Here is a 20087-nt window from a genome sequence, read left to right as displayed (position 1 = left end):
ATATCAGTCGAACAATCGATGGGGATCGTGCGCGACCAACATCGCGTCGGCGCGGGCCAAGGCGATCAGGGTCAGTCCGTGCGCGCGGGCATGGTCGATCGCCAGGCTGGTCGGGGCGGAAATGCCGATCAGCAGTCCGACCCCCGCCACCAGCGCCTTGTCCACCATCTCATAGCTGATGCGCGAGGTGACCAGGATGAAGTCCGCCTGGCGATCCGGCTCGACGGCCAGCCGTCCCACCAGCTTGTCGAGGGCATTGTGCCGCCCGACATCCTCCGCCGCCGCCAGCACCTGGCCGGTCGCGTCGCAAGCGACGGCGGCATGGATCGCGCCGGTCCGGGCGTTGAGCGGCTGATGCGCGCGAATATCGTCCAGCGCGGCGAACAGGGTCGCGGTGGGGACCCGTGGGGCAGGGGGGCGCTTCGTCACCGGACGGGCGATCTGCTCCAGTCCCGACAGGCCGCATAGCCCGCAACTCGTGTCGCTGGTCCGGTGGCGCACCCGATCCCGCATCCGGCCGCGCAGATGCTCGGCAAGGGTGACGCGGACGATCCACCCCGCCTCCGCCGCAAAGGGCTCGATGGCAAGAATGTCGCGGGGTGCATCGATCAGCCGCTCGGTCAGGAGGAAGCCGATGGCGAAATCCTCCAGCCGCTCCGGCGTCATCATCATCACCGCATAGCCGAAGCCGTCCACCTCGATCGCGACGGGGCATTCCACCGCGACGGCGCGCTCGATCGGTGACGCCTGCCCGTCCGGGGATAGGCGCAGCAATGTCAGCGGCCGGGTCAGCTCGGCATCGACGCTCACAGGAACGCTCATAGGGCGGCGAGATCGGCGGGGGTGTTCACATTGGCGATCGGCTCGGGCGAGGCGACCGGAATCGCCCCGATCGCGCGGGTCCAGCCGCGCACCGACCGATCCTGCCCCAGCGACAGATGCGCCATCAGATGCGCGCCCAGCGCGGCGGGCCACAGCCCCAGTACCGGCGCATCCCGGCAATAGCTGGGCTCGCGTCGCAATATCGCGTCGATCAACCCGTCCGGCAGGCGCGGCATGTCGCACCCGATAGTCAGCACGCAGCGAAAGCCATTGGCGGCGGCATAATCCAGCGCTCCGGCGATGCCGCCCAAGGGGCCCAGCCCCGGCTCCGGCATGTCCGGTACGCCATCATCCCCGCCCGCCTGCACGACCTGCGCGCAATACGGCGCGATGGTGGCGCGGGCATGCGCCACCAATGTCCGGTCGCCGAACATCGCGACCGCCTTGTTCGAACCGAAGCGCGACGATCGCCCTCCGGCCAGTATGGCCCCCAATATGCTCATGCGGGGACGCGCACCTTCACCGGCACCGACTTGCCTGCGGGGACATGGCTGTCCAGCGCATGATGTTCCAGCGGGATCAGATAGTTGAGCTCGGGGTAATAGCCGCCGATGCAGCCTTCGGGGATGTTGTACTCGACCACCCGCAGCCCCTCGACCACGCGTTGCTCGCCGTCATCCGCGTCCCCCTCCAGCGCGATGGTCTGGCCGTCGGTCAGGCCCAGCCGCGCGATATCGGCCTTGTTCATCATCGCGACCATCCGGGTTCCGCTGATCCCGCGGAAGCGATCGTCATAGCCATAGATGGTCGTGTTGAACTGATCGTTGGAGCGCAAGGTGATGAGGCGCATCCGGCCCTCGGCGGGCTCTATCCCGGAGGCGTCCATCGCGCGCGGCACGTTGAACTCGGCCTTGCCGCTCTCCGTCTCCCATTTGCGATGCGAGGCGGGATTGCCCTTCCAGAAGCCGCCGGGTTCGAACAGGCGTTCGTTGAAATTGGCGAACTTGTCCGGATAGACATTCTCGATCGCGCTACGGACCAGTCCGTAATCGCCGACCCATTCGTCCCAGGGCACATTGGGGTTGGGCTCCAGTACCGCCTTGGCGATGCCCGCGACGATGGCGGGTTCGGACAGAAGCGTGTCGGCGGCGGGCGTCGCCTTGCCGACAGAGCCATAGATATGGCTGAACGAGTCCTCCATCGACACCGCCTGGCGACCGCCCTTCTGCATGTCGGTTTCCAACCGGCCGAGGCAGGGGAGGATGTAGCTTTCCTCGCCGGGGACCAGATGGCTCTTGTTGAGCTTGGTTGCGATATGGACGGTGATGGGTAGCTTGCCCCAGGCCGCCTTCATCTTGGCATGTTCGGGCGTGGCACGCAGGAAGTTGCCGCCAAGCTGGACGAAGCCCTGCGCCGTTCCCGCGATGATCTGGCGGCACGCCTCCACCGTGTCCCAGCCCTTTTCGGTCGGCGGCTCGAACTCGAACAATTCCTTCAGTCGTTCGACAGGGGCGAGTTCGGTCTTTTCGGTGATGCCGACGGTGCGCTGGCCCTGCACGTTGCTGTGCCCGCGCACCGGCCCCGGCCCGGCCCCCTCGCGCCCGATATTGCCGCGCAGCAACAGCAGGTTGACGATCATGTGCAGCGCGTCGATGCCATAGCGATGCTGGGTGATGCCCATGCCATAGACCGCGATCACGCGTTCGGACTTCATATAGACGCGCGCGGCCTGCTCGATGGCGTCGCGGGTCAGGCCGCTATCGCGGATGATCTCGCTCCACGCGGCATTGCGGCAGTAATGGGCGAAGTCCTCGAACCGCGTCGTGTGCTGTTCGATGAAGTGATGGTCGAGGATGCGTTTCGTGCCCTTGGCCACCGCGCGGTCATCCTCCTCGATCACCAGCTTGCAGATGCCGGTCAGCGCGGCGATGTCGCCGCCTGCCTTCACCTGATGATATTGGCTGGAAATCTCGGTCGAACTGCCGGTCAGCATTTGCACCGGGTTCTGCGGCGAGGCGAAACGCTCCCAGCCGCGCTCGCGAAGCGGGTTGAAGGTCACGATCTCCACGCCGCGCTTGGCGCAGGCTTGCAGATTGTGGAGCATGCGCGGCGAGTTGGTCGCGACATTCTGGCCAAAGGCGAAGATCGCGTCGCACTTGTCGTAATCCTCCATCTGGATCGTCGCGACGGGTGAGCCGATGGCGGATTTGAGGCCGACCGAAGTCGTCTCATGGCACATGTTCGAACTGTCGGGCAGGTTCTGCTGCCCCCACATCCGCGCGAACAGCGAATACATGAACGAGGTTTCGAGGCTGGCGCGGCCCGAGGCGTAGAGCACGACCTTGGTCGGATCGCACGCCTTCAGCTTTCGCCCGATCGCGGCGAAGGCGTCCTCCCAACTGATCGCGACATATTTGTCGGTCGCCCGGTCATAGCGCATCGGATGGGTGAGGCGGCCCGCCTGTTCCAGGTCGTGGTCGGGCCAGGCCTCCAATTCGGTCACACTATGCTTGGCGAAGAAGTCCGGCGTGACGCGCAGGCTGCTGAGTTCCCAGGCCGTCGCCTTCGCGCCATTCTCGCAGAACTCGGCGATATGCGGCTTGGCCGGTTTGCCCCAGGCGCAACTGACGCACATCACCCCGCCGGGCTTGTTCTGGCGGCGTAGCGTGTCGAGCGTGTCGGGGCCGAGCCCTTCCTTGGGCAGGATCTTCGCCATGCCCTTCATCGAACCCCAGCCGCCGGCGGGGGCGGTATATTCGGTGATCTTCACATCGTCGTCGTCGCGCATCGGACAAATCTCCACTCGCAAGGCCAACGAAGCAAGCGCGGATTGGCCGCATGAGAAGCGGTTCATTTTTCGACGCGCAGCGCTTATCTGGAGACAAATCGTTTCACAGGAAGCCGGACATGACCACCCACGCCACCCGCATGCTCATCCTCGGTTCGGGGCCCGCCGGCCTCTCCGCCGCCATTTACGGCGCGCGGGCGGGGATGCAGCCCATCGTGGTGCAGGGCATCCAGCCGGGCGGGCAACTCACCACCACGACGGACGTGGAGAATTATCCCGGTTTCGCCGACGTCATCCAGGGCCCCTGGCTGATGGAGCAGATGCAGAAACAGGCCGAGCATGTCGGCGCGCGGATGATGTGGGACACCATCACCCAGGTCGATCTGACCAGCCGTCCGTTTCGCCTGATCGGTGATGGCGGCGACGTGTACGAGGGCGAGGTACTCGTCATCGCGACGGGCGCGCAGGCCAAGTGGCTGGGCCTCGACAGCGAGGACGCGATGAAGGGCAAGGGTGTCTCGGCCTGCGCCACCTGCGACGGCTTCTTCTATCGCGGCAAGAAGGTGGCGGTGATCGGCGGCGGCAACACCGCGGTAGAGGAGGCGCTGTACCTCACCAACCATTCGGACGACGTGACGCTGATCCACCGCCGCGATTCCTTGCGCGCCGAACGGATTCTTCAGGAGCGGCTTTTCGCGCATCCCAACGTCAAGGTGCTGTGGAACAAGGAAGTGCGCGAGTTCGTCGATGGCGGGGGCAATGCGGGTCTGGTCGCGCTAGACCTGCTCGACACCGTGACCGGAGAGCATAGCCGCCTGGACGTGGAAGGTGGCTTCGTTGCGATCGGCCACCATCCGGCGACCGAGCTGTTCCGGGGGCATCTCGAACTCGATTCGGATGGCTATATCGCGGTCGAGACGGGTTCGACCCGGACCAGCGTGCCGGGCGTGTTCGCCTGCGGCGACGTGGCGGACAAGGTCTATCGCCAGGCGGTGACGGCGGCGGGCACCGGCTGCATGGCGGCGCTGGATGCCGAACGCTTCCTCGCGGCGGCGGAGTTCGAGGACATGGCCAAGGCGGCGGAGTAAATCCTCCCCGGAACGGGGAGGGGGACCATGCGGAGCATGGTGGAGGGGGGCTTCCACAAAGGAAATCCCTCGCGGAGATACCCCTCCACCACCGCTTCGCGGCGGTCCCCCTCCCCTTGCAGGGGAGGATTTAGCTGAGTCTGTCGATCGCCTCGGGCGTCAGCGATCCCGGAATGATCATCACAGGCACCGGCAGCGCGCCCGCGTCGGTGCCCGAGAAGTGGCTGACCAGCTTGCCCGGCGCGCCGCTCGCGGCGGCACCCAGCACCAGCGCGGCGATGTCGGGATTGGCCGCGATCATCTCGCGGATCACCTTGGGGCCATCGCCGTCGCGCACCGTGATCGACGGGCGCAGTCCCGATTCGTCCACGATCGTTCCCGCCGCACTGGCGAGCAGCGCTTCGGCCTGCTGGCGCGCCTCGTCCTCGATCGTCGCCTGCACCCCGCCGAACGCGATGAACTCCTGTGGCGGCAGCATCGTCAGGATTTCCACCCCGCCGCCGGTCTTCACCGCTCGCCGTGCCGCGAAGCGCAGGGCGATTTTCGACTCCGGGCTATCGTCGATCACGACCAGATAGATACGCATGGCGACCCCCTTTTTGTCTCGGACCGATGCCGTGACATAGTATTTCGTGCAAGGCCATGACTTGACCAAGCGCCATTCGGGCGCAAGAGACGGGCCGCTACGGAATTGGTTTGCCCCGAGAGGACCTCCATGTCGATCGAGATCAAGATGCCCGCGCTGTCGCCGACCATGGAGGAAGGCACGCTGGCCAAATGGCTGGTGAAGGAAGGGGACACGGTGAAATCCGGCGATATCATGGCCGAGATCGAAACCGACAAGGCGACGATGGAATTCGAAGCCGTCGACGAGGGCGTGATCGCCAAGATTCTCGTGTCCGAAGGTTCGGACAATGTGAAGGTCGGCACCGTCATCGCGATCCTGGCCGAAGAGGGCGAGGATGCTTCGTCGGTCCAGGCCCCGACCAAGTCGGAAACCCCGGCTCCGGCCAAGCCGATGCCGACCGACCCGACCGATCCCAACAAGACCGGCAGCGAGGCCAAGCCCGCCGAGCGCACCATCGAGCAGGCCGAGGATCACGGCAAGCCCGCCGATTCGGGCAGCAAGGCTGGCAACGGCCGCGCGATCGCCAGCCCGCTGGCGCGCCGCATCGCCTCGCAAAAGGGCCTCGACCTGTCCGCGCTGACGGGCTCGGGCCCCAATGGCCGCATCGTCAAGGCGGACGTCGAGAATGCGCAGCCGGGTCAGGCCAAGTCGGCCCCGGCGGCTTCGGCTCCCGCGGAAACCGCCTCGGCGCCCGCCGCCGCGCCCAAGCCCGCGCAGGTGCCGGACATCCCGCACGAGGCGTCGAAGCTGTCGAACATGCGCAAGACGATCGCACGTCGCCTGACCGAATCGAAGCAGCAGGTGCCGCATATCTACCTGACGGTGGACGTGCGCCTCGACGCGCTGCTCAAGCTGCGTGGCGAGTTGAACGCCGGGCTCGAATCGCGCGGCGTGAAGCTGTCGGTCAACGACATGCTGATCAAGGCGCTGGGCGTCGCGCTGATGGCGGTGCCGAAGTGCAACGTCATGTTCACGCCCGATCAGTTGATCAGCTTCAAGCGCGCCGACATCTCGGTCGCGGTGTCGACCCCGGCGGGCCTGATCACCCCGATCGTGTCGGAGGCGGACACGCGCTCGCTGTCGTCCATCTCGACCACGATGAAGGACCTTGCCACCCGCGCGCGCGACAACAAGTTGCAACCGCATGAATTCCAGGGCGGCACGGCCTCGATCTCGAACATGGGCATGTTCGGCATCAAGCAGTTCGAGGCGGTCATCAACCCGCCCCAGGGCATGATCCTGGCCATCGGCGCAGGGGAGAAGCGCCCCTATATCGTGGACGACCAGCTTGGCGTAGCGACCGTCATGTCGGCGACCGGCAGCTTCGACCACCGCGCCATCGACGGGGCCGATGGCGCCGAGTTGATGAAGGTGTTCAAGGAACTGGTCGAGCGTCCGCTGGCGATGCTGGCCTGATCGATACGAGGGCGGGGGCCGTGCGGGTTCTGATCGAACTATTCTATATCGGCCTGGGGCTGGTGGCGGCGCTCGTCATGACCTGGGCCGCCGCATGGGCCTATCCGCTGGCGCGTACCGAGATCTGGTGGTGCGGCATCGGCGCGATGGTGGCGACGGTGGTGATGGGCATCGGCCCGCTCCACCGTGCCCGCATTGCCGACCGCATGGCCCGGAGGCACGCCGAGCAATGAGTACGCTGCCCGAACAGAACCCGACCATCCGCGTCACCGCCATGCCATCGGACGCCAATCCGTACGGCGATATCTTCGGCGGCTGGCTGATGGGCCAGATGGATCTGGCGGCGGGTTCGGTGGCGTCGCGCCATTCGGGCGGCCGCGCGGTGACGATCGCGGCGGAGGGGATGAAGTTCCACGCCCCCGTGCTCGTCGGCGACGAAGTGTCGGTCTATGCCACGCTGGTCCGGGTCGGCAATACGTCGATGACCATCGAGGTCGAGGCCTGGCGCCGCGCCCGCCATATGGAAGAGGCGACCAAGGTGACGCAGGCGCGCTTCGTCTTCGTCGCGACCGACAAGGACCGCAAGCCGCGCACCGTTCCGCCGATGGCCCCGGCCGAAGACAACTGAAAACTATCTCGGGGTTGCACCCCACGCACCGCCAAGGCGCGCGTTCAGAAGGAAGAGCAAAGTGGCTGACACTTACGACCTTATCGTCCTCGGCTCCGGCCCCGGCGGCTATGTCGCGGCGATCCGCGCGAGCCAGCTTGGCCTGAAGGTCGCCATCGTCGAGCGCGAGCGGCTGGGCGGCATCTGCCTCAACTGGGGCTGTATCCCGACCAAGGCGCTGCTGCGCTCGGCCGAGGTCTATCATTACATGACCCATGCTGCGCAATATGGCCTGTCGGTCGAGAAGCCCTCGTTCAGCCTGGAGAAGGTCGTCGACCGCAGCCGCAAGGTCGCGGGCCAGCTCAACGCGGGCGTCAAGGGCCTGATGAAGAAGAACAAGGTCGCCGTCCATGAGGGCGTCGGCACCATCACGGGTAAGGGCAAGCTGTCGGTCGTGCAGGGCGACAAGACCACCGAGTTGACCGCCAGGCACATCATCGTCGCCACCGGCGCGCGCGCCCGCGACCTGCCCTTCGCCAAGGCGGACGGCGAGCGCATCTGGACCTATCGCCACGCGATGGTGCCGCCTGCCATGCCGACCAAGCTGCTGGTCATCGGCTCGGGCGCGATCGGGGTGGAGTTCGCCAGCTTCTACAACGACATGGGTGCGGAAGTGACCATCGTCGAGATGCTCGACCGGATCATGCCCGTCGAGGACGCCGAAGTCAGCGATTTCATGACCAAGCAACTGACCAAGTTCGGCATGACCATCAAGACCAAGACGGGCCTCGAGAAGCTGGAAGCGACCGCGTCCGGCGTGAAGGCCCAGATCAAGGGGCCGGACGGCAAGGTCGAAACCGCCGAGTTCAGCCATGCGATCGTCGCCATCGGCATCGTCCCCAACACCGAGAATATCGGCCTTGAGAAGCTGGGCATCGAGACGGATCGCGGTCACATCAAGACCGACGGCTATGGCCGCACTAATGTCGACGGGCTGTGGGCGATCGGCGACGTGACCGGCGCCCCGTGGCTGGCACACAAGGCGAGCCATGAGGGCGTGATCGCCGCCGAGGCCATTGCGCAGGCGCTGGGCAACAAGGATGTCCACCCGCACGCGATGGACAAGGGCAACATCCCCGGCTGCACCTATTCGCGTCCGCAGGTCGCGTCGGTTGGTCTGACCGAGGCCAAGGCCAAGGAAGCCGGTTACAGCGTGAAGGTCGGCAAGTTCCCCTTCATCGGCAACGGCAAGGCGATCGCGCTGGGCGAGGCGGAAGGCTTTGTGAAGACCGTGTTCGACGCCAAGACCGGCGAATTGCTGGGCGCGCACATGGTCGGCGCGGAAGTGACCGAGATGATCCAGGGCTATGTCGTCGCCCGCCAGTTGGAGACGACCGAGGCCGAACTGATAGAGACGGTGTTCGCGCATCCGACCATCTCGGAATCGATGCATGAGTCGGTGCTGGCCGCTTACGGGCGCGCGCTGCACATCTGATTTTGTGCCTGTCGGATTTGGGAAAGGGGCTCGCGGTGGCGGGCCTCTTTTCGTTTGGGGAATTCCCTTGGCCTTCGACTTCGCTCAGGCTGAACGGAACGAGGGAATGGGCTCTGTAATCCCCAGCCTCCGTCCAGCCTGAGCGAAGTCGAAGGCCACGTCCGTCGCCCTCCCAAGAGCAAGCCGTCAAAGCCCCGCGATCACTGCAACACTCTCCCGCAATGTCGCGAAATCCGCCGCCAGCAACCCCATCGTCACATCGAAGATGGTCCGCGCATCCAATCCCGCCGAGGGAAGGTCGAAGCCGATCACCGCATCGGTCACGACCGTCACCGCAAAGCCCAGATCGCTCGCCGAGCGCACGGTCGAGTTGACGCAGAACCCCGCCACGGCACCGACGACGAACAGGCGCGCGATGCCCCGCTGGCGCAAATGGGTTTCCAGTGACGTGCTGGGGAAGGCGGAGGAGGTGGTCTTCACCAGCACCGTCTCGCCCGGCCTTTCCCGCGCACAGGCCATCGGCGGATATCCCGGCGCATCGGGGTGCAGGGGCGAAGCGGGATCGGCCTCGGCATGGCGGATATGGATCACCGGGCGTCCCGCGTCGCGAAAAGCGGCGGCCAGCGCTTCGATGGCGGCGGGCGCGCGCCCATTGACGTGCGGTCGCCCATCCTCGATCCGCTGTTGCATCACCATTTGCATGTCGATGATCAAAAGCGCGGTGTCGTTGTCCAAGGCCTGTCCCCCCATTGGCCGAGCGATGCTAGGCGGAGCGGGGCGTCCGGACCAGCCCATGATGCAAGGCCCATGCCCGCCGATCGGCATCGCCATGCCGCAATGCACCGCATTCCGCTTGCGAAACATCCGCTTTTGCCCGCATCGGTCGCGTCCGTCATGACCCGAGCCTTTAGCCACCGCCTGCGCATTGTCATCGCCACGCTGGTCCTGTTCGCGCTCAGCATGCTGATCTTCGCGCCCGGCTATCTCGAATATGACAGCGTCGGCCAATATGGTCAGGCGCTGAGCGGTCGATATGACGACTGGCATCCGCCGGTCATGGCACGGCTCTGGTCGCTGTTCGTCGGCCATGGTGCCGGACCGATGCTGGCGCTGCAACTGGCGGGCTGGTGGCTGGGGCTGGGCGGCGTGGCGGCGGCGATCGTCGACCGGCGGCCGCGCGCCGCGCTGATGGTGCTGGCGATCGGGCTGGTGCCGCCCTGGCTGGGCTGGCAGGTCACCGTCCTGAAGGACGCGCAGATGACCGGCGCGGCACTCGCCGCCGTCGGAATCATCGGCTGGTGGCGATTGCGCGAGCGAAGCGTCCCGCCCGCGGCCTGGGTGGCGGCGGGGCTGCTGCTGACCTATGCCGCGCTGGTCCGGGCCAATGCGATCTTCGCCATCGCGCCGCTGGTCGCGCTTCTCATGCCTGCGCGCTGGCGGAGCCGGATCGCGATCGTCATCGGGCTGACTTTGGCGACGCTCATTCTGTCGCCGGTCGTGAACCATCGCCTGCTGGGGGCGAAGGACAGCGGCGTCGCGCGGACCCAGGCGCTCTACGACCTGGCGGGGATCGCGGTTCGGGTGGGGGACGATCCGAGACTGGGCCTCAGCGCCGCGGAGATTGCGGAGATCGCCGCGAAGCGATGCGTGAAGCCGTTCTTCTGGGACCCGTTGGGCGAGCGGACCCGGTGCGGCACCTTGCTCCAGCGGTTCGAGATCATGTCGCCGGGCCGCATCTATGCCCGGCTGGCCCCCGCCATCATGCATCATCCGGTCGCCTATGCCGAACAAAGGCTGGCGCATGGAAATTCGACATGGCGCCTCTGGGTGCCCGCGCGCTGGCCCAGTGCCAGTCCGCCCGAGGCGAGCGAACCCAATGATCTCGGCCTGACGCAGCCGGGGCGTGTCGCCCTGACGTGGCAGCGCATGGCGGGGCAGTGGGTGGATGTGCCCGTCATGTGGCCGATCGTCTGGGTGATCCTGTCCATCGGCGGGCTGGCGGTGACACGGGGGCGGGGGCTGGCGGGGGCGCTGTTCGGCTCGGCGCTGGGGCTGGAGGCGAGTTTTCTGGTGATCAGCGTCGCTTCCGACTTCCGCTATCATCTGTGGCCGGTCGTCGCCTGTGCGCTGGGCATGGTGCTGGCCAAGCCGTGGCGGGGCGACCGGCGGATCGTCGGTGCGACGCTCGGTGCGCTGGGGCTCGTCCTGCTGATCGGCGGGATCGCGCGGGCGACGCTGCCCGTACCGCCGCAAAGCTATGAGGGGATGCTCGGCTGAACCCGAAAGCACGAGCGCGGCGTTGACCCGCCCGAAAGGAGCCGCGCATGGCCGAGGATCACGAGCAGGTATACGCCGATTTCAAGGAGGCCGTGAACATGGCCCCCGCCGAGCTGGAGAAATTCCTGGATACCGACGAATCCCGGCAGGTCGGCCAGAAGAAGGGCGGGTCGGACGAAAGCGTCGGGCATGAATCCGGCGGCAAGATCATCGCGATCAAGCGCAAGAAGAAGGCCGATCTGACCGACGACGATTATGCGCATATGAAGAAGGTCGTCGGCTATGTGCACCGGCATTTGAAGCAGGGCGGGCCCGACAAGGATGTCGAGCATTCGCCGTGGCGGTACTCGCTGATGAACTGGGGGCATGATCCGTTGAAGGATTGAGATGTCCAGAACGCCGTTCAGCCTGAGCGAAGTCGAAGGCCAAGGGAATCCTGTCGCCGCAACTCCAACCACCACTCCGGCGAAGGCCGGGGTCCAGTGGCCATCAAATCCGTGGCGCGCTCGATAGCGCACCCCAACGGGACCCCGGCCTTCGCCGGGGTGGCAGCGGCGTGGGGTGAGGACGGGGCGTGGCCTTCGACTTCGCTCAGGCTGAACGGGGGATGGGGATGCTGGCTCCGAGGTGATGGGCATAGAAAAAGGGCCCGGTCTTTCGACCGAGCCCCTCTCAAATCCCGATGGGAAAATCACGCCGCGACGTCGTACGGCTTGATCTCCCCCGCCAGATAGAGGTTGCGGGCCTTGGCGCGGCTCAGCTTGCCCGAGCTGGTGCGGGGCAGGGTGCGCGGCGGGATCAGTTCGATCACGCAGTTCATGCCGGTCACGGCGCGCACCCGCTCGCGGATTTCGTCGCGCAGGCGCAGCCGCTCCTCATCGTCCGAGCTGCGGCACTGGACCAGCACGGCGGGGGTTTCCTCGCCGCCCGGCGTGGTGATGGCGAAGGCGGCGATGTCGCCCGCCTTGAAGCCCGGCAGCTGCTCGACCGCCCATTCGATGTCCTGCGGCCAGTGGTTGCGGCCGTTGACGATGATCATGTCCTTGGCGCGGCCGACGATGTAGATATAGCCCTTGGACATATAGCCCATGTCGCCGGTGTCGAGCCAGCCATCGACCAGGCAGGCGTCGGTCGCGGCCTGATCGCGGAAATAGCCGACCATCACCGACGGGCCCTTGCACCACACCTTGCCGATGGCGCCATCGGGCAGGGGCGTGCCGTCCTCCTCGCGGATTTCGATCACCATGTCGCGCGCCGGCTTGCCGCAATTGACGATGGCGCGGAAACGCTGGGGCCGGTCGGTGCCGCATGCGCCGCCCGACAACTGCGTTTCCTCGACCAGTTCGACGCGAATGCCTTCGCCCGGCGGCATGATCGACACGGCCAGCGTCGCCTCGGCCAGACCATAAGACGGCAGGAAGGCCGTTGCCTGGAAACCCGCATCGGCGAAGGCGTCGACGAAGGACTGCATCACGTCGGGACGGATCATGTCCGCGCCATTGCCCGCCAGCCGCCAGCGCGACAGGTCGAACCGGTCCGACGCCTTGGTCTGCGACGAGATGCGGCGCGCGCAGATGTCATAGCCGAAGGTCGGCGAATAGCTGACCGAGGTGCCCGGATTGCGGCTGATCATGTCGAGCCAGGCGAGCGGGCGGCGCGCGAAATCCTCGGTCTTCAGGTAATCGGTCGAGACCTGGTTGGCGATCGGCGACAGGAAGCAGCCGACCAGACCCATGTCGTGATACCAGGGCAGCCAGGAGATGCAGCGGTCGCTCTCCTGGATCTTCATGCCATGGCTGTGCGCGGCCAGATTGTTGAGCAGCGCATGGTGGGTGATCGCCACGCCATGCGGGAAGCGGGTCGAGCCGCTGGAATATTGCAGATAGGCGATCGCCTGCGGATCGGCCTTGGGCAGTTCCGTCTCGGGCGCGGCGCGGGTGGCGAAGCTGTCCCAGTCGACGCCCTCGCAGCCCGCCGCTTCCGCCGCCGCACCCGCCATCTGGGCGAGTTCGGGCGGATAGATCAGCATCTTGGGGTCGCAGCTGGCGAGCTGTACGCGAAGCTGTTCGATATAGCTGTCGCGCCCGCCGAACGAGGTCGGCAGCGGCAGCGGCACCGGCCACGCGCCCGCATAGATGACGCCGAAGAACAGCGCGGCGAATTCGGGCCCCGTCTCGGCGACCAACGCGATCCGGTCCTCGGGGGCGATGCCGCTGGCGATCAGGCGGCGGGCACAGGCCAGCGCGTCCTCGCGCAGTTCGGCGAACGGATAGGCGCGGGCCAACACCCCACGCGCGTCGTGGAAATTCAGGCCACGCGCGCCCGAAGCGGCATAGTCCAGCGCCTCGCCCAGCGTGTCGAAGTCGGCGAAGCGGCGGGGGCGCGCATCCTCGGTCGGCGTCGCGATGATGGCGCGCGCGTCGTCCTGATGGTGCTCGATCGTCATGGCCTTGCCTTCGTTCCTTATGCTTTTGCATCCCCGCATCGCACGTGGCGAGGACGAATGAATCTTTTCCGCCGCGGATAGCGGCTTCCCGCGTTCTAAATCCGGTGTCACTGTGGCACAAACAAGGCGTGTCCGCCGATCGTCGCCCGCCAAAGCCCCTTGATCCCAAATCCCTGGAGCATCTCGCGCTGCGCTATGTCGAGCGATTTGCGACGACCGAGGGCAAGCTGGTCGATTATCTGGTGCGAAAGCTGCGCGAACGGGGCTGGGCGGGGGCGGATTCGCCCGCCCCGGGCGAGTTGGCGGCGCGGATGGTGTCGCTCGGCTATATCGACGATCGCGCCTATGCCGAGGCGAAGGCGGCGTCGCTGGCGCGGCGCGGGTTGGGCGCGCGGCGGGTGCGACAGGCGTTGCAGGCGGCGCGCGTGGGGGCGGAGGATCACGAAGCGATCGCCCCGCAACTGGCCGAGGCCGCGCGCGACGCGGCACTCGCCTTTGCCCGACGCAAGCGAATCGGCCCCTTCGGCCAGGGCGAGGCGGATCGGGCGACGCGGGAGAAGCAGTTCGCCGCGATGATGCGGGCTGGCCATGGCAGTGCGCTGTCCCGCCGGATCGTCGCGGCGGCCCCCGGCGAGGTTATCGACGACGATTGTTATTGATCCACAACAAGATGGCATCTTTCTGAGGTCCGAAAGACGCAGTTCATCCCAGTCCGGACCAGCAAAAGTGACGGCATCGCATTGCAGGCGCGAACAATGGTGCTAGCAATAGCATCAAGGGTGCGATGATGCTGGATGAAACGCCAATCAACGGGGGCGGCATCGACGGCGAGACGGCGGATACGGCCGTAGGGCTGGCGGGAGTCGTCAAATGGTTCGACGTGACGCGGGGCTTCGGCTTCGTCGTGGCGGACGATCCGCTATACGGGGACGTGCTGGTCCATTTTTCCGTGTTGCAGCCGCATGGCCGCCGCAGCCTGCCCGAAGGGGCGCGGGTGGAGGTGCAGGCGGTGCGCGGCGGGCGAGGCTATCAGGCGCGCCAGGTGCTCTCGATCGACCTGACCCATGCCGTGCCCGAGCCGGCGAAGCGCCCGCGCGCGACCGACCGGGTCGACCCCGTCGCGCTGGTGACGGAGGCGGGGGAGCCCGAACCGGTCGCGGTCAAATGGTTCAACCGGCTGAAGGGCTATGGCTTTCTGCTGCGCGACCGTGACGGGGCGGATATCTTCGTGCATATGGAAACGCTGCGGCGCGGCGGCATCGTCGATGTCGAGCCGGGCCAGTCGCTGGCCGCGCGCATCGTCGAGGGGCCCAAGGGGCCGCTGGCGGTCGTCGTGACGGAAAGACATCGGGAATGACACGGATGAAGCGGGCTGGCGGTGCGGCGGCGCTGGCGCTGATGCTGGCGGGTGCGGCGCTCAGCGGCTGTTCCAAGGACGCCTCCTCCTCGGCTGCGGCGGCGCAGAAGGCCGCGACGGTGCCGGTCACCGTGACCACCGCGCAGGGCAAGCATGTCTTTCAGGTCGAACCGGCCCGCACCACCGCCGAACAGGCGCAGGGGCTGATGTACCGCACCGACCTGAAGCCCGATGGCGGCATGTTGTTCGCACCCTATCCGCCGGAGGGCGGGGGCCCGCGCATGGCGGAATTCTGGATGAAGAACACGCCGACCTCGCTCGACATCCTGTTCATCCGCGCGGACGGCACGATCGCGCGCATCGCCGAGAATACGCCTCCGTTCAGCGAGGGCAAGATCCCCTCGGGCGAGCCGGTGGCGGCGGTCCTGGAACTGGTCGGCGGCCGCGCGGCGGAACTGGGCATTTCGGAGGGCGATTCGGTCTCCTGGCCGCGCTGACGCGAGCGACGGACGCTCTGTGGATAAGACGACACCGCCGCCCCAAACCGCTCCCCTCCCGCAGGCGGGAGGGGATGGGGGAGGGCCCGGCCCCAGGCGATCCTGCCTGTGGCATCGCCCTGCCACCTCCCGTTGCAGGCGACGAACAGAAGTTGCTCTCACCCCCCACGTCCCGCCCACCACATACGAACGCGGTTGAAGGGCGGCGACAGGCGGGCTACACGGCGCGTCATGGGCATCAACCTCAATCCCTTCACCTGGTGGAACGGCGCCACCATCGGCACCTGGTTCGGTCTGCGCGGCAAGGCGCAGGTGGGCGAGGATGCGCACGGCAACGTCTATTACGAGGGCGGCCGCGACACCGCCGGTCGACCGCGCCGCTGGGTGATCTATAACGGCCCGAACGATGCCAGCCGGGTTCCGGCCGAATGGTTCAGCTGGCTGCATCATCAGGTCGAGGACGTGCCCGATCGCTCCCTGCCGCCGCGTCGCGCGTGGCAGAAGCCCGCCTTGCCGAACATGACCGGCACCGCCTTGGCCTATCGCCCGTCGGGTGCGCTGGAAAAGGGTGGCCAGCGTCAGGCCGCGACCGGCGACTATGAAGCCTGGACGCCCGAGGGGTGAAGACGGCTCGCTGGCTGGCCGGTGCTGTGCTGGCCGCCGCACTGGGTGTCGGGGGCTGGTTCGGATACCAGTCGCTGACCCATAAGGACACGACCGCCGGAGACGATTCGGCGGTCAGCCAGATCCTGCCCGATCGCCCCGGTGGCGGTTCGGGAATCGAATCGGTCGATGCCGGACAGGCGACCCTCCCCACCGGCGGCACGCCGATGGCGCAGCGGGCCGCGGTGATCGGCCTGCTCAACAAGCGTAACGGCGTGTCCCGCGACCTGACGTTGAAGCCCGGCCAGGCGATCCGGGTCGGCGATGTCGTCGTCCGCCTGCGCGCCTGCGAAAAGACCGCCTCCTGGGAGCCCGAGCAACTGACCGGCGCCTTCGTCCAGCTCGACGTGCGCGGGGCGGATCAGCGGTGGCAGCGTGTCTTCTCTGGCTGGCTGTACAAGGAACGCCCCGCGCTCAACGTCGTGCAGCACCCGGTCTATGACGTCTGGGCCAAGAGCTGCACGATGTCCTGGCCCGAAACCGGCCCCGATACGGTCCCGGCGGCGACGCCCGGCGCGGCCCCCAAGCGGTCGAGCGCGGCGAAGTCGCCCGGCGCGGACACGCCGGAAGCGGATGCACCAGGCGCGACGACCCCGGCCAATGCATCGGACAATAGCGCGACATAATCGTCGCGCCCGATCTCGACCGCGCCCATGGTCGACAGATGCGGGGTCTGGAACTGGCAGTCGAGCAGGCTATAGCCCCCGGCCCGCAGCCGCGCGATCAGCCAGACCAGCGCGACCTTCGACGCATCGGTCCGTCGGCTGACCATCGATTCGCCGAAAAAGGCGCGCCCCAGGCTGAGGCCATAGAGCCCGCCGACCAGCTCGTCGCCGTCCCAGCATTCGATCGAATGGGCGAACCCCATGTCGAACAGGTCGATGAACACCCGTTCGATGGCATAGTTGATCCAGGTTTCGGGTCGGTCGTCGACGCTTTCGGCGCAGAGGCGGATGATCGATTCGAACGCGGTGTCCGCCGTCACCCGGAAACGATCCTTCGCCACCGTCTTGCGTAGCGAGCGCGACAGATGAAATCCGTCGAGCGGCAGGATGGCCCGCTTGCGCGGCTCGACCCAATAGACATGCTCGGTATCGCGGGTGTCGGCCATCGGGAACACCCCGACGGCATAGGCGCCCAGCACCAGATGGGGGGTCAGTCGCTCGGTGGCGCCGGATCCCGCGCGGCGGCTCATGCCCCGGCCAGTCGCCGTTCGATCGCCTGCCACAATTGGGCATAGGCCTTGGCCGCGGTGCTGCGGGGGGCGAAGCTGGCGACGGGGGCGCGGTGCTGCCCCATCGCCTCGACCAGGCTGGCCATCGGGATGACGGGCCAGTCGGGATGGGCGGCCAGCGCATCGGCATGGAGCCTGCGGCGGCGGTCGGCCATGACATGCACCGGCATCAACGGCACCCGCCCCCGGACATGCCCGTCCACCACCTCCAGAGCGCGGGTGGCGAGGGCCGAGGGGACGACCGGCACGACGATCAGGTCGACCGCGCGTAACACCTGCTCGGTGGTCTCGGTCAGCCCCGGCGGACAGTCGAGAATGACCCGGTCATATCCGTCGAGCCGCTCGATCAGCTTGCCCAGCCGCTTCTTCTTGTCGATCTGGTGGAACAACAGGTCGAGGCCGCGCAGCGACTCGTCCGCACCGATCAGCGAGAGGCGGGGAATGGCGGTCGGGCGGATCAGCCGGTCGACCGCGACGTCGCGGGAAAAAATCGCCTGCGCCCGATCGCCCGGCGCGGCCCCGCCCAGCAGCCAGGTCGAGGCGGCTTGCGGGTCGAGATCCCATAACAGCGTCCGGCGCGCCGCCAGCATCGCCGCGCACCAGCCCAGATTGACGGCCATACTGGTCTTACCCACGCCGCCCTTCAGGCTGTAGATCGCGATCGCGGCCACGGTTCGTCCCGACCTCCCTGATGACAGGCCATGAAAAAGGCCGACGGAGATATCCCCGCCGGCCGGCTTTCGATCAAGACCCTATCGTCGGTTAACCGACGATGGGATCAGATATGGCAGATCTGCGCCGCCTTCTTGGGCGTCGTCAGGGTGATGGCCTTTTCGTCACCCGTCATCTTCCAGCCGCCTTCGGCGGTCAGCGGCTCACCGGCGGCAGGCGCCTTCAGCACCACCGGCGTCTCGCCTTCCTTCAGGCGGACATTGGCCTGCTTGTCGCCCTGGAAGAAGGTGACGAAGACCAGGCTGTTGTCCTTGCAGCGAAAGCTCTTGTCCGCCTTGATCGCGGGCGGCAGTTCGACCGGCGCGCGGTTGGCGAGGATGTTGGCCATGGGGTCGGGATTGGTATCGACGACCTCGGGCTGGCTGGGCTTGGAATTGCACGCTGCGAGTGCGAGCAGCGGTGCGGCGACGAAAACGGGGAGGAGGCTTTTCATAGCGGGGCATTGCTTCGCAAATGCAGCAACCCGGCGTCAAGCGTCACATGCGCTTCTGCCACCGAATGTCCAACATTTCGCATGGCTATGGCTCGCGCTTGCCCGTGCCCAAGCAAGGCTTTGCTTGCCGTGTCGCGGGGCAGGGGCCATCTAGCGGCTATGGACGTGACCCCCGACACCCTGGCCCTGATCGGCAACACCCCGCTCGTTCGCCTGAAGGGCCCCAGCGAAGCCACCGGCTGCGACATTTACGGCAAGTGCGAATTCGCCAATCCGGGCGCCAGCGTGAAGGACCGCGCGGCGCTGTTCATCGTCGAGGATGCCGAGGCGCGCGGGCTGCTGCGTCCCGGCGGCACCATCGTCGAGGGGACGGCGGGCAATACCGGGATCGGTCTGGCGCTGGTCGCCAATGCCAAGGGCTATCGCACGATCATCGTGATGCCCGAGACGCAGAGCCGCGAGAAGATGGACACGCTGCGCGCGCTGGGTGCGGAACTGGTGCTGGTGCCCGCCGCGCCCTATTCCAGCCCCTGTCACTTCGTCCACACCTCGCGCCGGATCGCCGAGGAGACGGACAATGCGATCTGGGCCAACCAGTTCGACAATATCGCCAACCGCCGCGCGCATATCGTGGGTACCGCCGAGGAAATCTGGAACCAGATGGGCGGGAGGGTCGACGGCTTCACCTGTGCGGCGGGCACGGGCGGCACGCTGGCGGGCGTCGGCCTGGGGCTGAAGGCGCATGACGAATCGATCACCATCGCGCTCAGCGACCCGCATGGCGCGGCGCTGTACGACTATTACGCGCATGGCGAGCTGAAGTCGGAAGGGTCATCGGTCGCCGAGGGGATCGGGCAGGGGCGGATCACCGCCAATCTGGAAGGCGCGCCGGTCGATACCCAGTTCCGCATCTCGGATGCCGAGGGCTGGTATTGGGTGCACCGCCTGCTGACCGAGGAGGGGCTGTGTCTGGGCCTGTCATCGGGGATCAACGTGGCCGGAGCGGTCGCCCTGGCGCGCGCGCTGGGGCCCGATAACCGTATTGCAACCATTTTGTGCGATACGGGGTTTCGCTACCTCTCCACGCTTCATAATCCGGCGTGGCGGGCCGAAAAGGGTCTGTAGGCGATGGTCGCCTCGGCCCAAAGGTCGACAGAAGGCCCGACGCGGGTTACAATATCGCATTCATGAAATCACCCGACCATCATCATATCATGCAGCGCGTGAAAGTCGGTATGATCGGCCTGGCTTCGGTTATCCTGCTGATCGCGATTGCCAGCACGATTCTCGGCTCGCTCAATCGTGACGAGCCGCCGGTCGCCGCCGCCGGCGCAGCCCAATCCAACATGGTCGCTGACATGGCCATGACCAACAGCACCGCTACGCCCACCAACGAGCCGCTCGCCGAACTGGGCATCGCCCCCGCGCCGGTCAACGCCCAGGCCCCCGCCGATTCCGCTCGCTGACGCGGGACGATTTTTTCGAGACCTGTCTACGACCGGCCCCCGCCGGGGTCATGGGTGATCCAAAATGTGAGGGCCGTCCGAAGCGCGACAGGGCCAGCGGGACTCACTGAGGTTCGGTGAAGTCGATGATGCGCGGCG

22 protein-coding genes and 1 pseudogene are annotated in these 20087 nt (G+C 66.7%); 14 read left to right on the top strand and 9 right to left on the bottom strand.

Annotated elements, in window-relative coordinates; genetic code table 11:
• Positions 1-3: 3 nt before the first annotated feature.
• The 3 genes from fdhD to SM191_RS10790 are packed head-to-tail and all read right to left on the bottom strand — an operon-like array spanning position 4 to position 3610.
• On the bottom strand, positions 4-810 hold the full coding sequence (gene fdhD, locus SM191_RS10800; protein WP_341506199.1) for a formate dehydrogenase accessory sulfurtransferase FdhD: 807 nt from the start codon (positions 808-810) through the stop codon (positions 4-6).
• Between the two features lie 8 nt (positions 811-818).
• Positions 819-1325 carry a molybdenum cofactor guanylyltransferase gene (gene mobA, locus SM191_RS10795; RefSeq protein ID WP_341506198.1) on the bottom strand — a complete coding sequence of 169 codons (507 nt, stop codon included), beginning with the start codon at positions 1323-1325 and terminating at the stop codon, positions 819-821.
• Positions 1322-3610 carry an FdhF/YdeP family oxidoreductase gene (locus SM191_RS10790; protein ID WP_341506197.1) on the bottom strand — a complete coding sequence of 763 codons (2289 nt, stop codon included), beginning with the start codon at positions 3608-3610 and terminating at the stop codon, positions 1322-1324. The genes mobA and SM191_RS10790 overlap by 4 nt, the downstream gene beginning before the upstream one ends.
• Before the next feature lie 119 nt (positions 3611-3729).
• Between SM191_RS10790 and trxB the strand changes: the two genes are divergently transcribed.
• A complete protein-coding gene (gene trxB, locus SM191_RS10785; RefSeq protein ID WP_341506196.1) occupies positions 3730-4698 on the top strand; it encodes a thioredoxin-disulfide reductase in 969 nt (322 codons plus the stop codon).
• A 130-nt stretch (positions 4699-4828) separates the two neighbouring features.
• On the opposite strand, the gene SM191_RS10780 is transcribed toward trxB, so the two are convergent.
• Positions 4829-5284 carry a universal stress protein gene (locus tag SM191_RS10780; RefSeq protein ID WP_341506195.1) on the bottom strand — a complete coding sequence of 152 codons (456 nt, stop codon included), beginning with the start codon at positions 5282-5284 and terminating at the stop codon, positions 4829-4831.
• A gap of 129 nt (positions 5285-5413) precedes the next feature.
• Between SM191_RS10780 and SM191_RS10775 the strand changes: the two genes are divergently transcribed.
• From SM191_RS10775 to lpdA, 4 genes are all read left to right on the top strand, one after another.
• Positions 5414-6742, top strand: a complete 1329-nt coding sequence (locus SM191_RS10775; RefSeq protein WP_341506194.1) for a pyruvate dehydrogenase complex dihydrolipoamide acetyltransferase — start codon at positions 5414-5416, stop codon at positions 6740-6742.
• Between the two features lie 20 nt (positions 6743-6762).
• Positions 6763-6975: a hypothetical protein gene (locus tag SM191_RS10770; protein WP_341506193.1), complete on the top strand. Its 213-nt coding sequence runs from the start codon at positions 6763-6765 to the stop codon at positions 6973-6975.
• Positions 6972-7370, top strand: a complete 399-nt coding sequence (locus SM191_RS10765; RefSeq protein ID WP_341506192.1) for an acyl-CoA thioesterase — start codon at positions 6972-6974, stop codon at positions 7368-7370. The genes SM191_RS10770 and SM191_RS10765 overlap by 4 nt, the downstream gene beginning before the upstream one ends.
• Before the next feature lie 61 nt (positions 7371-7431).
• Positions 7432-8844 carry a dihydrolipoyl dehydrogenase gene (lpdA, locus tag SM191_RS10760; RefSeq protein ID WP_341506191.1) on the top strand — a complete coding sequence of 471 codons (1413 nt, stop codon included), beginning with the start codon at positions 7432-7434 and terminating at the stop codon, positions 8842-8844.
• Positions 8845-9030: 186 nt separating this feature from the next.
• On the opposite strand, the gene SM191_RS10755 is transcribed toward lpdA, so the two are convergent.
• Positions 9031-9579, bottom strand: coding sequence for an isochorismatase family protein (locus tag SM191_RS10755; RefSeq protein ID WP_306999300.1), 549 nt, complete (start codon positions 9577-9579; stop codon positions 9031-9033).
• A 159-nt stretch (positions 9580-9738) separates the two neighbouring features.
• Here SM191_RS10755 and SM191_RS10750 point away from each other — a divergent pair, with 159 nt between their 5' ends.
• Both SM191_RS10750 and SM191_RS10745 read left to right on the top strand, forming a co-directional pair.
• Positions 9739-11121, top strand: coding sequence for a hypothetical protein (locus SM191_RS10750; RefSeq protein ID WP_341506190.1), 1383 nt, complete (start codon positions 9739-9741; stop codon positions 11119-11121).
• Between the two features lie 47 nt (positions 11122-11168).
• The gene (locus tag SM191_RS10745) at positions 11169-11507 is read left to right on the top strand and encodes a DUF3140 domain-containing protein (protein WP_341506189.1); all 339 of its coding nucleotides are present in this window, start codon (positions 11169-11171) and stop codon (positions 11505-11507) included.
• A gap of 305 nt (positions 11508-11812) precedes the next feature.
• On the opposite strand, the gene SM191_RS10740 is transcribed toward SM191_RS10745, so the two are convergent.
• A complete protein-coding gene (locus SM191_RS10740; RefSeq protein ID WP_341506188.1) occupies positions 11813-13567 on the bottom strand; it encodes a fatty acyl-AMP ligase in 1755 nt (584 codons plus the stop codon).
• Between the two features lie 128 nt (positions 13568-13695).
• Between SM191_RS10740 and SM191_RS10735 the strand changes: the two genes are divergently transcribed.
• The 5 genes and pseudogenes from SM191_RS10735 to SM191_RS10715 all read left to right on the top strand — a co-directional run.
• A complete protein-coding gene (locus SM191_RS10735) occupies positions 13696-14226 on the top strand; it encodes a regulatory protein RecX (protein ID WP_306999306.1) in 531 nt (176 codons plus the stop codon).
• 128 nt (positions 14227-14354) lie between these two features.
• On the top strand, positions 14355-14924 hold the full coding sequence (locus tag SM191_RS10730) for a cold-shock protein (RefSeq protein ID WP_341506228.1): 570 nt from the start codon (positions 14355-14357) through the stop codon (positions 14922-14924).
• Positions 14921-15421: a DUF192 domain-containing protein gene (locus tag SM191_RS10725; protein WP_445949845.1), complete on the top strand. Its 501-nt coding sequence runs from the start codon at positions 14921-14923 to the stop codon at positions 15419-15421. Before SM191_RS10730 ends, SM191_RS10725 begins: the two co-directional genes overlap by 4 nt.
• 231 nt (positions 15422-15652) lie before the next feature.
• Complete coding sequence (locus SM191_RS10720; protein ID WP_267434845.1) at positions 15653-16045, top strand: NADH:ubiquinone oxidoreductase subunit NDUFA12; 393 nt, start codon at positions 15653-15655, stop codon at positions 16043-16045.
• 206 nt (positions 16046-16251) lie between these two features.
• Positions 16252-16485 (top strand): annotated as a pseudogene (locus tag SM191_RS10715) (DUF2155 domain-containing protein); the annotation flags it as partial.
• Positions 16486-16520: 35 nt separating this feature from the next.
• Here the strand turns inward: SM191_RS10715 and aat are convergent.
• The 3 genes from aat to SM191_RS10700 form a co-directional block, all read right to left on the bottom strand.
• Positions 16521-17279: a leucyl/phenylalanyl-tRNA--protein transferase gene (gene aat / locus SM191_RS10710; RefSeq protein WP_306999309.1), complete on the bottom strand. Its 759-nt coding sequence runs from the start codon at positions 17277-17279 to the stop codon at positions 16521-16523.
• Complete coding sequence (locus tag SM191_RS10705; protein WP_306999311.1) at positions 17276-17989, bottom strand: ParA family protein; 714 nt, start codon at positions 17987-17989, stop codon at positions 17276-17278. The genes aat and SM191_RS10705 overlap by 4 nt, the downstream gene beginning before the upstream one ends.
• Before the next feature lie 107 nt (positions 17990-18096).
• Positions 18097-18483, bottom strand: a complete 387-nt coding sequence (locus SM191_RS10700) for a hypothetical protein (protein ID WP_306999313.1) — start codon at positions 18481-18483, stop codon at positions 18097-18099.
• Positions 18484-18642: 159 nt separating this feature from the next.
• Between SM191_RS10700 and SM191_RS10695 the strand changes: the two genes are divergently transcribed.
• Both SM191_RS10695 and SM191_RS10690 read left to right on the top strand, forming a co-directional pair.
• Positions 18643-19608 (top strand): cysteine synthase A, encoded by a 966-nt coding sequence (locus SM191_RS10695; RefSeq protein ID WP_341506187.1) that lies wholly within the window; start codon positions 18643-18645, stop codon positions 19606-19608.
• Positions 19609-19670: 62 nt separating this feature from the next.
• Positions 19671-19949 (top strand): hypothetical protein, encoded by a 279-nt coding sequence (locus SM191_RS10690; RefSeq protein WP_341506186.1) that lies wholly within the window; start codon positions 19671-19673, stop codon positions 19947-19949.
• The last annotated feature ends 138 nt before the right edge of the window (positions 19950-20087 follow it).

Source organism: Sphingomonas sp. 2378 (assembly GCF_038084995.1).
Classification (GTDB): Bacteria; Pseudomonadota; Alphaproteobacteria; order Sphingomonadales; family Sphingomonadaceae; genus Sphingomonas.
Note: the sequence above shows the minus strand (reverse complement) of the source record. Positions and strands in the feature narration are given on the sequence as shown.